Raw genomic sequence first — 13,649 nt, 5'->3', positions numbered from 1 at the left:
ATATTACTAGAAAGGATAAGAGATGAGTACAAAAACTTTACACCAAACAAGAAGAAAGGAAAGTTAAGATGAGAAATAAAGCATTAATTGCAGCAGTTGTTGTAGGATTTGTTGGTTGTATAAATTTAAATGCCTATTATGGATCTTCTGATGTTTTTAATAAACATATGAGGGGAGCACCTAAAGAAAAAGAAGAGGTTGATTGTGATGATCCAAAAAATTTACCGAGATTAATCGGTGATACGCTAATAGGTGGAAAAGAAGAGTGTTTTGTTAATCGCGGAACCGCTGCTAGAGCAAAACGCGAACTAGATATGACTATCGGTAGAAACCCAGTTACTGGCAAGGCCACATCAAAGGCTAAGCTACTAGGTGGCAACAAAGCTACTAACAATCTCGAAAAAGCTCAAATGAACTATGGCAAAAAGGAATTTGAGCTTGAAGAAGCAGAAAAAGCCTATGCTGATAACCCAAGTGTCAAAAACTCTAATCGCTTAGAAAAAGCACGTAAAGCCTTTAAAAAAGCACAGCTTGACCTAGAGGCTGCAGAAGAGATAAAAGCTAAAGACGATAGAAGAAACACAAAATAGTAACGGCGTGGTCTTTCACGCCTTTGGTTTAAATTCTCTGAAGCTTCAAAACTTTTTTGAGAGTAGAATATTAAAATCTTTTCAAGGTCTGATTGAAAGCGTTTGCTTAATAAAAGCTTCATTTAGACCTTTCTTTTTTTAAATATGGTCTCATCTCTAGGTCAAATTCATCTAAATTTACGCACTCTAATTCACCACGCTTTTTAGCATTTATTAGCCCAGCCAGATCCTTTTGATCTGCTTCATCTAAATATCCGTCGTCATCATCATAATGATATCCAAATAAGCTTGATTGACCTGTAAAATTTCAAATCTACTATTTTAAAAACTAAAATTAAAATAATTATTTAAGTAAAAGTAATCAAATTTTAGTTTAAAATACATAAAATACGTAAAAATATACTTAATAAAACCCTCTAAAATTTTATATTTTTTGATAAATATTATTAAACAAAATAAAATAGTTATCTATCTTTTAAGCTTTCTTGTCCTATACTTTTAAACTCCATATCAAAAAAACAATCAGAAAAGAGCAAGTGATGCGTGAAATTTTAAAACGAGATGGCACAAGGCAAGAATTTGTAGCATATAAGATAGTAGATGCGATAAAAAAGGCATTTGCAAGCGAAAATAAAGCTTATGACGAGCAAGTTTTTACAAATGTAGTCCAAGACATCTTTCAAAAATCAAGTGCGATAACGGTCGAAGACATCCAAGATGCGATAGAGAAAGAGCTATTTGACGGCGGACATTTTGAAGTTCTAAAGAGCTTCATGCTCTACCGCCATACGCATAAGCTCCAACGCGAGCAAATTTTAGGGCTAAACGAAGATACTACCTATATAAACTCAACCCAAACGATAAATGAGTACATAAACGGCACCGACTGGAGAATTTCTGCAAACTCAAACACAAGCTACTCAAACGCAGGCCTTATCAACAACACCGCCGGCAAAGTCATAGCAAACTACTGGCTAGACGCTGTTTATAGCAAAGAAGAAGGTTTAGCTCACAGAAATGGCGACTACCATATCCACGACCTTGACTGCCTCACAGGATACTGCGCTGGCTGGAGTTTGCGAGCTTTGCTAAACGAGGGCTTTAACGGCGTTCGTGGCAGGGTCGAGAGCAAGGCGCCAAAGCACTTTAGAGAGGCGCTTTATCAAATGGCAAATTTCTTAGGCATTTTACAAAGCGAGTGGGCGGGCGCTCAGGCGTTTTCTAGCTTTGACACCTACCTCGCGCCTTACGTTTTCAAAGACGATCTAAGCGACGCCGAGATCAAAAAGGCGATCACTAGCTTTATTTTCAACCTAAACGTGCCTGCACGCTGGGGACAAAGCCCATTTACAAACGTAACCATAGATATCACCTGCCCAAGCGACTTAAGGGATCAGATCCCAACGAGCGATGATATACACCTTTTTACAAATGTAAAAGATGAGAAAATTTTGAAAAAAGCAAATGAGCGTGGCAGGAAAAATTTGATCGATATGACCTACAAGGACTTCGAGCCTGAGATGGCGCGCATAGATAAGGCATTTTACGAGGTCTTGACAGCTGGCGACAAATGCTCGCAGCCTTTTACATTCCCTATACCAACGGTAAATATCACAGAGGATTTTAACTGGGATAGCGAAGTAGCCGACGTGCTCTTTGAAAATACCGCAAAAATGGGCTCAAGCTACTTTCAAAATTTCATCGGCTCGCAATACACTTACGACGAAAATGGCAACAAGATAGAAAACGAAAACGCCTACAAACCAGGCCACGTGCGCTCTATGTGCTGCCGCTTGCAGCTTGATCTAAGAGAGCTTTTGAAGCGCGGTGGTGGTCTTTTTGGAAGTGCTGAGATGACTGGCTCGATAGGCGTCGTCACTATAAATTTAGCCCGCCTTGGCTATAACTTCAAAGGCGATAAGGTCGCGCTTTACAACAGACTAAGCTATCTTTTAGACCTAGCTAAATCAACCCTAGAGAAGAAGCGTAAATTTATCCAAGAGATGTATGACAGAGGGCTTTATCCTTACACAGCTAGGTATCTAAAGCACTTTAACAACCACTTTAGCACGATCGGCATAAATGGCACGAATGAGCTACTTAGAAATTTCACTGGCGACAAAGAGAACATTTCAACTAAATTTGGACGAGAATTTGCCCTTGAGATGGTTGGCTTTTTACGCGACAAGATAAGGACATTTCAAGAAGAGAGCGGAAATTTATATAACCTTGAGGCAACTCCAGCTGAGGGCACGACCTACCGCTTTGCCAAAGAGGATAAGAAGCGCTATCCAGACATCATCCAAGCAGGCGAGGGGGACAATATCTACTACACAAACTCAACCCAGCTACCTGCAAATTTCACAGACGACGCTTACGAAGCGCTTGATCTGCAAGATGAGCTACAAAGCGCCTACACTGGCGGCACCGTCTTTCACCTATATATGAAAGAGCGCATAAGCTCGGCTAAAGCTTGCAAAGAGCTTGTAAAGAGTATAATCTCAAACTACAAACTCCCATACATCACGATAACGCCAGTATTTAGCGTCTGTGCAAAGCATGGCTACATAGCTGGCGAGCATGAGTTTTGCCCACTTTGTGATGCAGAGCTGATAGAAAATGAAAAGAAAAAATCCAAATAAGGAGAGAAAATGACAGAAAAAGAAATTTTAGAAAAAGTGCAAGACAAACGCACAAGATGCGTGGTTTATACTCGTGTTATGGGCTATCACAGACCAGTTGAGAGCTTTAATCTCGGTAAAAAAGGCGAGCACAAAGAGCGTGTTAAATTTGACGAATACGCAAGTTGCTGCAAGAGATAAATTTCTTGCCTAAAAACAATAATAAATTTAAAAAAATCAACTAAAATGCGAACCAAAGGCACGCCATTGTGCCTTTTAGTTTAAAAAAGGGTCAAAAACTTGCAAAAAGTCTTTAGTATAACGCCATTTACGACGCTTGACTACCCAGACAAAGTGGCAGCTGTCATTTGGTTTGCAGGGTGTAATATGCGCTGTGGATACTGCTACAACATCGAGGTTGTAAAGTCAAATGGCACTATAAGTTTTAGCGAAGTTTGCGACTTTTTAGACCGCAGGGTCGGCAAGCTAAATGGCATCGTCTTTAGCGGTGGCGAATGCACAGCACACCCTCTTTTTTTAAGGCTAGCACGTGAGGTAAAGGCACGTGGCTTTAGCTTAAAGGTCGATACCAACGGCTCGTATCGTGACGTCATAAAAGAGGCGATAGATGAGGGGCTGATTGATTACATCGCGCTTGATTTTAAAGCTCCAAAAGAGAAATTTATAGGCATCACTGGTTCAAATTTATATGAGAAATTTGCCGCCACGCTTAGATACCTGCTTGAGATAAATTTTAAATTTGAAGTTAGAACGACCGTGCATGCGGACCTGCTAAGCGAAAAGGATATCTCTGAGATGTCTGAGCTGCTTTTCGAGCTTGGGTATAGAGGGGATTATTTCTTACAAAAATTCTTTAACACTGGCGAAAATTTTGGAGGCTTAGGCGATCCAAAAAACAGCTTCGATCCAGATAAGATCACATCAAAACTACCTATCAGACTAAGAAATTTCTAAATTTAGCGCAGATAAAAATAGCTAAAAATAAGAAAATTTAACTAAAATTTACCCCAAATCACAAAAGCAAACAAGGAGAAAACTATGCAAAATTTCAGCTTTTTAAACCCTACTAAAATAGAATTTGGCAAAGACAAAGAGCAAAACATCGGCAAATATATGAAAGAATTTGGCGTAAAAAAGACGCTTATCATCTATGGCAGCGACAGGATCATACAAAACGGACTTTTTGACATCGCCACAAAGAGCCTAAGTGCAAATGGTATCGAGTTTTGCAAGATAGGCGGCGTGAAGTCAAACCCAGTGCTAAGTAAGGTAAATGAGGCTATAAATTTAGCTAAAAAAGAGGGCGTCGATAGCGTGCTAGCCATAGGCGGCGGCTCTGTGCTTGACACGGCCAAGGCGGTGGCTGCTGGTGTGAAGTATAACGGCGATGTTTGGGACTTTTTTACTGGCAAATGCCCAAAAGAGGCGCTTATGATCTTTGACATCATAACGCTTGCTGCAACTGGCTCAGAGATGAACGGCGGTGCAGTCGTCACAAATGAAGCCACAAAAGAGAAATTTGCCATGCACGGCGCTTGTCTTTACCCAAAAGTATCGGTGGTAAATCCGCTTCTTCAAGCAAGCGTTAGCAAGGAGTACTTGGTCTATTCAGCCTCTGACATCATCGCTCACAGCATCGAGGGCTACTTTACGGCGAGAGTTCAGCCTGAGATCATAAATTTATACATCGAAGCAAACATCAAAACGGTCATGAAAACGACTGAAATTTTACTAAAAGAGCCAGAAAACTATGATGCTAGAGGCGAGTTTGCTTGGGCTGCGACGATGGCTCTAAATGGCTTAACTTACGTTGGCACGGCTGGCTACTCATATCCAAACCACATGATCGAGCACGCCATAGGTGCGATGGTTGATTGCGCGCACGGGGCTGGGCTAAGTGTGGTGATGCCAGCTTGGATGAAGTGGTATAAGAGTAGAAATTTAAAGGCATTTAAGCGCTTTGGCAAAGAAATTTTTGGCGTAGATGACGCAGACGAGGCTATTAAAAAGCTAAAAGAGTGGTTTAGCAAGATCGGCACGCCAACAAGCCTCATCGAAATCGGCGTTGATGAGTCAAATTTAGACGAGATCATGGCGCTAGTTTATGACTACGCCAAGGGCAGGGGCTTGGAGCAAATTTATACAAAAGAGGCCATAAGCGAAATTTTTGCCTTAGCGAGATAGAATTTATCCAAAATTTACAAAGGATAAACATGAAAAAAGTCGCCCTTATCGCAGGAGCCAGCGGCGCTGTAGGAAGTGAAATTTTAAAAAATTTATGCGAGAGTGAGCACTATAACAAGGTGGTCGCCCTTGTTAGGCATGAGCTAGAATTTACCCATGAAAAGCTTGAAGTAAAGATAGTAAATTTTGATGATTTTAAAGATGAGGCGCCATTTATCGCTGATGATGTATTTTGCGCGCTTGGCACGACGATGAAAGCTGCAAAGCACAAAGAGCAGTTTTACAAAGTCGATGTGACCTATCCGATAAATTTCGCAAAATTTGGCTTGGAGTGCGGCGCAAAACGCTTTATTTTACTCTCAGCTGCAGGCGCAAACAGAAAGTCAGGCTCGTTTTACCTAAAGGCAAAAGGTCAAGCAGAAGCAAAGATAAAAGAGCTTGGCTATAGCTCATTTCATATCGCCAGACTGCCACTTATCGAGGCTGAGAGAAAGGAATTTAGGCTTGGCGAGTATCTAGCGATAAAGGCGTTTAAATTTATCCCAAAAGGCTTTTTTGACGAGTATCGTCCGATGAAGGCAGCTGACATCGCTAAAGTGATCGTGCAAGTAGCGCAAGATGACCACAGCGAAGGTGTCAAAATTTATAGCCCAGTGGAGTATGCGAAGTGAAAAGATACATCGCCATCACTGGAGCAAGCTCAGGCATAGGAGCGGCCACGGCAAAGGCATTTGCAAGGCGCGGGGAGAATTTGATCCTTATCGCAAGGCGGGGTGAGCTTTTAGAAGAGCTAAAAAGCGAGATAACTAAATTTGCAAATGCCGATGTGGTGATAGAGCTTTGCGACCTTTCAAAGCAAGAAAATGCCCTTTCTCTTTGGCGAAATTTAGAAAAATTTGAGCTAAAAGCGCTTATAAACAACGCTGGCTTTGGCGACTATAACAAGGTCGGCGAGCAAAATTTAGACAAGATCACGCAGATGATAAATTTAAACATCATCTCACTTGTCACGCTCTCAACGCTCTTTACGAAAAAATATAAAGACAAAGATACGCAGCTTATAAACATCTCCTCAATAGGCGGCTACAAGATCGTGCCAAACGTCGTGACCTACTGCGCTAGCAAATTTTTCGTAAGTGCCTTTAGCGAGGGACTTTACCACGAGCTAGCACAGGACAAGCAGGCAAAGATGCAAGCAAAAGTGCTGGCCCCAGCTGCCACAAAGACAGAATTTGGCATGGTGGCAACTAGCAAAGAGAGCTACGACTACGACAAAGCGTTTAAAAAGTACCACACGAGCGAGCAGATGGCGGAGTTTTTGCTACGCCTTTATGATAGCCATTACTGCGTTGGCTCGGTCGATAGAGATAGCTTTGAGTTTAGCCTAAGTAAGCCAAAATTTGACTATGCCCTCAAGTATGATGCAAAAAATATAGATAAATAAAGCCAAATCAAGGAAGCAAAATGGCACTACAAAAAGTTGATCTAAACAAGGCCTACCGCCTCATCAACCACGGTCCAACGCTCATCATCTGCGCAAGCCACGAGGGCGTCGTGGACGCGATGAGCGCCTCTTGGGTCTGCCCGCTAGACTACGACAAGGTAACAGCAGTCGTAGCCTCTGGCTCATTTACACGCTCGCTTTTTGAAAAGAGCGGTAAATTTGGCCTTTGCGTGCCATTTTTCAAAGATACCGCCCTTATCACAAGACTTGGCACGACCAGCATGCACAGCGACAAAAACAAGCTTGCTGGCGTGGAGATGTTTTACGAAAATGGCGTGCCTTTGCTAAAAGAGTGCGCAGCCTACATGGTTTGTGAGATCATCAAAGACGCCAAAAACGAGAGCGAGTTTGACCTATTTAAGGCCAAAGTCGTGGCAGCCTACGCCGATACGCGCGTTTTCGAGGGCGGCCATTGGAAATTTGAAAATTTAGATGACGAGCTAAAGACGCCTCACTACATAGCTGGCGGGCAGTTTTATGCTGACGGAGCGGCGAAATTTGAGGAAAAGGCAGCCATTATCGGTTAAAGGACGAAGTATGAAAAGTGCAAAATGCCTAGTTTTGGTGGTTTGCTTGGCTGGGGCGTGCTTTGGTAGCGAGCTTAAATTTGATGAGAGTAAATTTGAGCTAAAAAGCGTGCAAGTTGGCGATAGGACGCTTAAATTTAGAGCTTATGAGGGCATAGTCTATGTGGCAAAGCCAGTTAGCGACTATGAGGTGCTAAATTTTTACGTGCCAGAGGGTAAATTTAGCGACCAAAAAGGGGCTATCTTTATGCCAAATGCGATCGGTGGCTACATGAGCGCTAAACCACAAAAGCCAGAAATCCAAAACGAAAAGCCAAATGCCACTCTTGAAGCGCTTCTTAGAGGCTACGTCGTGGCAAGCGTTGGCGCTAGGGGCAGGACGCTAAAAGATGGTGGGCGTTTTATCGGCAAAGCGCCAGCTGCGATAGTCGATCTAAAAGCGGCCGTTAGATATCTTAAATTTAACGACAAATTTATGCCAGGCGACGCAAACAAGATCATCTCAAACGGCACGAGCGCAGGCGGCGCGATGTCGGCACTTCTAGGAGTAAGCGCAAATGCAAAAGAGTATGAGCCATATCTTAAAGAGCTAGGCGCTGCAAAGGCGGACGATCAAATTTATGCCGCCTCTATCTACTGCCCTGTGACAAATTTAGAGCATGAGGACGAGGCGTATGAGTGGATGTTTGGGGATTTGGATGAATTTGAGAGGATTGATTTTTCAAGCTTTGATGCGAGCACTTTTAACGACAGGAGCAAAAAGCCAAAGATGATCGCAGGCGAGCTAAACGCCACGCAAAAAGAGCTCTCACGCGAGCTAAAAACTAAATTCCCAGCCTATCTAAACTCGCTAAATTTAAAAGACGCCAAAGGCCACGCGCTAAGCCTTGATGAAAACGGCGAGGGTAGCTTCAAAGAGTATATAAACGCTCTTGTCTCAAAGGCATTTACCGCTACAAAAAGCAGCGACAAAAACACGCTCACGCCTAAATTTATAACTCTTGACACGCAGGGTTGCTCGCTTGGATATACATTCAAATTTGAGGACTTCATCGCCTCGCTAAAACGTGCCAAAGCGGTGGTTGCCTTTGACGGCCTTGGGCTAGAAAATCCTGAAAACGACCTTTTTGGCGATAGCAAAACGCCTGCGAAGCACTTTACTAAATTTGCAAAAGAGCGAAGCGAGGGCGAGATGGCGGATGCTAGCGTCATAAAGATGATGAATGCGATGAACTACACTAAAAACAAAAATGGGGCGAAATTTTACCGCATAAGACAGGGCACAAACGACACTGACCTAGCCCTTGCCGTGCCTGCTATGCTCGCACTCTCGCTTAAAAATGCTGGCAAAGAGGTTGATTTCGAAGCGGTCTGGGGGCAAGGACACGGCGGCGACTACGACTTAGACGAGCTTTTTGCTTGGATGAAAAGAGTTTTAGAAAAATAAAATTAAGGAGAAAGTATGAGAAATTTAAAATCCAAAGGAGAAAAGATGAAATTTATAAATTTGTTGATAGTAGCGGCTTTGGGAGTTACACTTAGCTATGCAAAAGAAGAGGTTGATTGCAGTGATCCAAAAAATTTACCGCTTGATATAGGTGGCACACTAATTGGAGAAAAAAAAGAGTGCTTTGTCAATCGCGGAACAGCTGCTAGAGCTAAACGCGAACTAGATATGACTATCGGTAGAAACCCAGTAACTGGCAAGGTCACATCAAAGGCTGAGCTACTAGGTGGCGACAAAGCTACAAATGACCTTGAAAAAGCACAAATGAACTATGGCGATAAGAAATTTAAGCTAGAAGAGGCAGAAAAAGCCTATGCTGACGACCCTAGCACGAAAAATTCTAACCGCTTAGAAAAAGCACGTAAAGCCTTTGAAAAAGCGCAGATCGATCTAAAAGGCGCAGAAGAGATCAAAGCTAAAGCTGATATGAAAAAGGCGAAGTGATAAGGGGAATTTTGATGTTTAAAAAGCTATTTTTACTAGCGGTTTTGGCGGCGTTTGCCTTTGGGGCGGAGGCGAAAGTGAGCTTATATGAGCTGCTTTCAACGCCAAATAACAAGAGCTTGCTAAAGCGTCTTGGCAGGGAAAATATTCTTAGCTCAAAGAGCGAGCCAGGCACGCAGGCGATCTTTTTTGCGAGCGCAAAGAGCAAGCCAGAGCTATTTTACCTGCTTGAGTTTTACAAGGACGAGGCGGCTTATAAAAAGCATATAAGCTCGGCGCATTTTAAGAAATTTGCAAGCGCAAGCGCTGAAATTTTAGCTAGCAAAAAGGCTATAAGCGTGAAAAAACGAGCCGCGTTTTCTAAAAATTTAACGCCAGAGCGCCTAAAAGATGCCTACTTTCACATCACAAACTTAAGCCTTAAGGCAAAGAGCGATGCGAAATTTGAAAAGATCATCAAAAAATATATGCAAAAAAGCGTAGATGATGGCGCTTACGCGCAGTTTGCCTTTAGTCAAAAAGAGGCACCTAATAAATGGGTGCTGGTTGAAATTTACAAAGACGAAGCTAGCTTTGAGAGCTACCGCCACAGCGAAAACTACAAAGCTTACGCCAAAGAGCGAGCTGGGCTAATAGATGAATTTGACGGCTTTGGTCTTAAGAACGAGACCTCATTTAGCAAGATAAAATTTTAGGAGATTTATGAAAAAGATCTGCTTTTGCCATTTATAGGCTGGGCGGATTTGTTTGCAAGTAAATTTAAAGGAAAAAGATGTTTATCGTTACTATTAGTTTAAAAACAGATCTCATACCAAAAGAGAGGGCTGATGAGCTTTTTGCCGAGCATAGAGGGTGGTTTATAAAGTATGCTGAGTATGTGGTTAGAGAATTTAAGGCTATTATGGGCAAGATTTCATGATACCAGCGAAATTTTATAGATATGTTTTTGCGTTTATAATGTCAGCATTTATGGCGTTTTTTATGTCGTTTGTGCTGACGTATCTAAACCTTGGCTTTGTTGATGGCTTTGTGAAAATTTGGCTAATCGCTTATGTAAAAGCCTTTGTAGTGGCGTATCCTGTGCTTTTGCTAGTTTCGCCGTCTGTTGCAAAGATCACGCAAAATTTATGTAAAAAAGAGGGGTAAATTTAAAATGTGGCTAGAGAGCCTAGCCACGTGAAGGTTTATTTTAAAAGACCTTGTTTTTTCATTTGATCCATTACTTGAGCAAACATCTCTTTAGCTTGTTTGCAAGTAGCGTCTTGTTGCTCTTTTGGTAAAGAAGCTAGTTGATCCATTGATTGTTTCTTTTGATCTTCATACATTTTTACTTGTTGCTCTTGACCAGCTTGTTTGTAAGCTTCGACCATTTTGTCGATGTCTGAGAAGTAAGACTTGCAAGTATCTGTAAGATCTGCAGCGTTTAGGCTTAGTGCAAAGCCAAGAGTAGCTAAAACTAAAAGTGATTTTTTCATCTCTTTCTCCTTGTGAAAATTTAAGGAGATTATATAACTTTTTTATTTTAAATAGATTTAAATTTATTAAATTTAGCCAAGACGAGCGCCTTGGCTAAATTTTTGGCTTTTTAGCCTAGGAATTCGCGTTTAAAATACTCTTTTGGAGCTTTGCAAAGTGGGCAAGCGCCTGGAGCTTTTTTACCTCTATGAACGTGTCCACACACCTCACAAACCCAGATATCCTCTTCGTCGCTTTCAAAAAAGCCCTCTTCATCAAGCATCTTTTTAAGCTCTAAATACTCCCTCTCATGCTCAACTTCAACCTTGCCAATCGCGTTAAATAGTCTTTCAACATCTCTTAGCTCTTCTTCTTTTGCAATCTTTGCAAAGTCTGGATACATCGTCGTATGCTCGTAGTTTTCGCCAGCTGCAGCGTCAAGTAAATTTTTATCCATCTTATCGATCGGATCGTTCATCATCTCGTGGTACTTCTTAAATTCAGCCCTTGCGTGCCATTTCTCGTTTTCAGCTGCCTCGTAAAAGTGTCTAGCTATCGCGTGATAGCCTGCTTCTTTAGCTAGGTCGCCGTAAAGCTCATACTTGTTTCTAGCTTGTGACTCGCCAGCAAATGCCTTCATCAAATTTACTGCTGTTAAATTTTCAGTGATGCATTTCATCTCTTCGCCGCAACAGGTTAATGTGCCACCACCAACTTTTTGAACCTCGATCTCGTTGCCGCATTTCTCGCATTTGTATGTTTCGTACTGTCTCATTTTGACTCCTATTTTGATAAAATTTGAGCGGATTATAACCAAATAATTAAAATATGTAAATAATAATTTTTATTGATAACGTATATTATTTTTATAAATTTGAAGTTATAATAAGATAAAAATTTAAAGGCATAAGATGACTACAACGATTGATTTTAAAAATGCTGACTATGGATTTATCGAGCTTATAAAAGAGATGGCTAGGCAAGCAAATGTAGAATTTGAGCAAAGAGATAAGGTCTCAAGGCTTGACAAAGCCATCAAAGAGATCGAAAATGGCGAAGTAGAGAGATTTAAAACATTTGAAGAATTTGAAAAGAGCCTTGATGCTTGAGATAGAGTATTCAAAGAGTTTTAAGAAAGCTTTTAAAAAGCTAAATGAAAGCGAAAAGAAACTAACCAAAGATATCATCTGGCAATTAGCAAATAACGAGGAGTTAGCATCAAAATATAAAGATCACGCTCTTATTGGAAGCTATAAAGGCTTTAGAGAGTGTCATGTTAAGCCAGACTTGCTCTTGATATATAAAAAACAAAACGAAATTTTACTTCTTATATGCGTTGAAATAGGAAGCCACAGCGAACTTTTTCAATAAATTTAACAAAAAACAAAATCCATCATCATAAATTTAAAAAAGATAAATTTCAGCCAAAATTTATTCTAGCGTTAAAAGTGCGGTTGAGCTTGGTTGTAGAATAACTCAAAATAAATCATCTAAAGGAGATTGTTATGAGTTTTCTATCTAAATTTAGTAAGGCTATCTTTGCCGTTGCGGTTGCTGGTGCGATCAGTGCTAGTGCATTTAGCGAGGGCGAGGACTACGTCAAGCTTGAAAAGCCACTAAGTGTGGGACAAAACACGTTAGTTAAAATTTTTAGCTACGCTTGCCCATTTTGCTACAAGTACGACAAGAGCGTCACTCCAAAGGTAGTTGAGAAAATCCCTGGACTAAAATATGAGCCATTTCACCTAAAGACAAAGGGCGATTACGGCGAGGTTGCGAGCAAGGTCTTTGCCGTGCTTATCGTTATGGACGAGGCAAAGGGAGTGAGCTTGTTTGATGAAAATTCGCTATTTAAAAAGGCTAAATTTGCCTACTACAAAGCTTATCACGACAAAAAAGAGCGCTGGGGCGATGGTAAAGATGCTGAGGGCTTTTTAAAGACTGGACTTGATGCTGCTGGCGTTAGCAAAGCAGACTACGAAAAAGAGCTGGCTAATCCAAAAGTGACTGAGCTACTTAAAAAGTGGGATGAGAGCTACGACGTGGCTAAAATTCAAGGCGTGCCAGCATTTGTCGTAAATGGCAAATATCTCATCATGACAAAATCAATCAGCTCGCTTGACGGCATGGCAGCACTCATCGAAGAGCTTCTTAAAAAATAAGGCGCCACATGAGCTTTTTTAAAAAAATGGCTAAATTTCAAGACTCACGCATCTCTTGGGCGATCTTAGTCTTTGTAAGCGTCGCGCTTGTCGTTATCGCGCACTCGCTCTTTCAAAACTACGCCTATATGCCTCCTTGCGAGCAGTGCGTCTATATACGTTTTGCCTTTTTGTGTATGGCGCTTGGCGGCGTGATCGCTATCATAAACCCAAAAAATTTGCTCTTTGCTCTAATTGGCTACCTTTTTGCCTTTTGGGGAGCGGTGCAGGGCATAATGTATAGCGTGAAGCTAGCCAAAATCCACGACGCAGTGCATGGCGATGATCCTTTTGGCGTGCAGGGCTGCTCGACTGAGCCGCACTATCCATTTGGCTTGCCACTTGAGAAGTGGGCGCCAGACTGGTTTATGCCGACGGGTGACTGCGGCTATGACAGCCCTATGGTGCCTGATGGAGCGGTGCTAAGCGATTTGCAAAAGAGCATAGTGGATCTTTATGCAGACGGCTGGTATCTTTTGCCGTCTTCTAAATTTATGTCGATGGCGGATTGCACGCTGCTTGGCTTTAGCATTTGCTTTGTTGTGCTTGCACTTATGCTTGTTTCAAAGCTCTTATCTTTTAAAAAATAAATTTT

At 41.6% G+C, this 13,649-nt stretch carries 17 protein-coding genes and 1 pseudogene; 16 read left to right on the top strand and 2 right to left on the bottom strand.

The window, feature by feature from the left end; genetic code table 11:
* Nucleotides 1-68: 68 nt before the first annotated feature.
* From CVS81_RS04400 to CVS81_RS04345, 12 genes and pseudogenes are all read left to right on the top strand, one after another.
* Nucleotides 69-590, top strand: a complete 522-nt coding sequence (locus CVS81_RS04400) for a hypothetical protein (protein ID WP_107965212.1) — start codon at nucleotides 69-71, stop codon at nucleotides 588-590.
* A gap of 539 nt (nucleotides 591-1,129) precedes the next feature.
* Nucleotides 1,130-3,412 (top strand): annotated as a pseudogene (locus tag CVS81_RS04395) (ribonucleoside triphosphate reductase).
* A 99-nt stretch (nucleotides 3,413-3,511) separates the two neighbouring features.
* The gene (locus CVS81_RS04385; RefSeq protein WP_107965210.1) at nucleotides 3,512-4,186 is read left to right on the top strand and encodes an anaerobic ribonucleoside-triphosphate reductase activating protein; all 675 of its coding nucleotides are present in this window, start codon (nucleotides 3,512-3,514) and stop codon (nucleotides 4,184-4,186) included.
* Between the two features lie 84 nt (nucleotides 4,187-4,270).
* Nucleotides 4,271-5,416: an iron-containing alcohol dehydrogenase gene (locus tag CVS81_RS04380; protein ID WP_107965209.1), complete on the top strand. Its 1,146-nt coding sequence runs from the start codon at nucleotides 4,271-4,273 to the stop codon at nucleotides 5,414-5,416.
* Between the two features lie 29 nt (nucleotides 5,417-5,445).
* Nucleotides 5,446-6,087 carry an NAD(P)H-binding protein gene (locus CVS81_RS04375; RefSeq protein WP_107965208.1) on the top strand — a complete coding sequence of 214 codons (642 nt, stop codon included), beginning with the start codon at nucleotides 5,446-5,448 and terminating at the stop codon, nucleotides 6,085-6,087.
* Nucleotides 6,084-6,860 carry an SDR family NAD(P)-dependent oxidoreductase gene (locus CVS81_RS04370; RefSeq protein WP_107965207.1) on the top strand — a complete coding sequence of 259 codons (777 nt, stop codon included), beginning with the start codon at nucleotides 6,084-6,086 and terminating at the stop codon, nucleotides 6,858-6,860. The genes CVS81_RS04375 and CVS81_RS04370 overlap by 4 nt, the downstream gene beginning before the upstream one ends.
* 20 nt (nucleotides 6,861-6,880) lie before the next feature.
* Nucleotides 6,881-7,447 (top strand): flavin reductase family protein, encoded by a 567-nt coding sequence (locus CVS81_RS04365; RefSeq protein WP_107965206.1) that lies wholly within the window; start codon nucleotides 6,881-6,883, stop codon nucleotides 7,445-7,447.
* A 10-nt stretch (nucleotides 7,448-7,457) separates the two neighbouring features.
* On the top strand, nucleotides 7,458-8,894 hold the full coding sequence (locus CVS81_RS04360) for a subtype B tannase (RefSeq protein WP_107965205.1): 1,437 nt from the start codon (nucleotides 7,458-7,460) through the stop codon (nucleotides 8,892-8,894).
* 15 nt (nucleotides 8,895-8,909) lie between these two features.
* Nucleotides 8,910-9,398 carry a hypothetical protein gene (locus CVS81_RS04355; RefSeq protein ID WP_234399520.1) on the top strand — a complete coding sequence of 163 codons (489 nt, stop codon included), beginning with the start codon at nucleotides 8,910-8,912 and terminating at the stop codon, nucleotides 9,396-9,398.
* Nucleotides 9,399-9,412: 14 nt separating this feature from the next.
* Nucleotides 9,413-10,093 carry a putative quinol monooxygenase gene (locus CVS81_RS04350; protein ID WP_107965204.1) on the top strand — a complete coding sequence of 227 codons (681 nt, stop codon included), beginning with the start codon at nucleotides 9,413-9,415 and terminating at the stop codon, nucleotides 10,091-10,093.
* Between the two features lie 77 nt (nucleotides 10,094-10,170).
* Complete coding sequence (locus CVS81_RS09760; protein WP_159070961.1) at nucleotides 10,171-10,317, top strand: hypothetical protein; 147 nt, start codon at nucleotides 10,171-10,173, stop codon at nucleotides 10,315-10,317.
* Entirely contained in the window at nucleotides 10,314-10,544 is a 231-nt protein-coding gene (locus tag CVS81_RS04345) for a DUF2798 domain-containing protein (RefSeq protein ID WP_002940611.1), read from the top strand. Before CVS81_RS09760 ends, CVS81_RS04345 begins: the two co-directional genes overlap by 4 nt.
* A gap of 38 nt (nucleotides 10,545-10,582) precedes the next feature.
* On the opposite strand, the gene CVS81_RS04340 is transcribed toward CVS81_RS04345, so the two are convergent.
* Nucleotides 10,583-10,873 carry a DUF5339 domain-containing protein gene (locus tag CVS81_RS04340; RefSeq protein ID WP_002940734.1) on the bottom strand — a complete coding sequence of 97 codons (291 nt, stop codon included), beginning with the start codon at nucleotides 10,871-10,873 and terminating at the stop codon, nucleotides 10,583-10,585.
* Nucleotides 10,874-10,983: 110 nt separating this feature from the next.
* On the bottom strand, nucleotides 10,984-11,628 hold the full coding sequence (locus CVS81_RS04335) for a ferritin family protein (protein WP_012140636.1): 645 nt from the start codon (nucleotides 11,626-11,628) through the stop codon (nucleotides 10,984-10,986).
* 136 nt (nucleotides 11,629-11,764) lie between these two features.
* Here CVS81_RS04335 and CVS81_RS04330 point away from each other — a divergent pair, with 136 nt between their 5' ends.
* The 4 genes from CVS81_RS04330 to dsbI all read left to right on the top strand — a co-directional run bounded on the left by CVS81_RS04330 (nucleotide 11,765) and on the right by dsbI (nucleotide 13,644).
* Complete coding sequence (locus tag CVS81_RS04330) at nucleotides 11,765-11,962, top strand: hypothetical protein (protein WP_012140635.1); 198 nt, start codon at nucleotides 11,765-11,767, stop codon at nucleotides 11,960-11,962.
* Nucleotides 11,955-12,224, top strand: coding sequence for a type II toxin-antitoxin system YafQ family toxin (locus CVS81_RS04325; protein WP_107965203.1), 270 nt, complete (start codon nucleotides 11,955-11,957; stop codon nucleotides 12,222-12,224). The genes CVS81_RS04330 and CVS81_RS04325 overlap by 8 nt, the downstream gene beginning before the upstream one ends.
* A 134-nt stretch (nucleotides 12,225-12,358) precedes the next feature.
* Nucleotides 12,359-13,015, top strand: coding sequence for a thiol:disulfide interchange protein DsbA/DsbL (locus tag CVS81_RS04320; RefSeq protein WP_103585519.1), 657 nt, complete (start codon nucleotides 12,359-12,361; stop codon nucleotides 13,013-13,015).
* Nucleotides 13,016-13,023: 8 nt separating this feature from the next.
* Nucleotides 13,024-13,644 (top strand): protein-disulfide oxidoreductase DsbI, encoded by a 621-nt coding sequence (dsbI, locus tag CVS81_RS04315; protein ID WP_107965202.1) that lies wholly within the window; start codon nucleotides 13,024-13,026, stop codon nucleotides 13,642-13,644.
* Nucleotides 13,645-13,649: the final 5 nt, after the last annotated feature.

The organism is Campylobacter concisus (genome assembly GCF_003049065.1).
Classification (GTDB): Bacteria; Campylobacterota; Campylobacteria; order Campylobacterales; family Campylobacteraceae; genus Campylobacter_A; species Campylobacter_A concisus_BE.
This window is presented reverse-complemented; position numbering and strand designations above follow the sequence as displayed.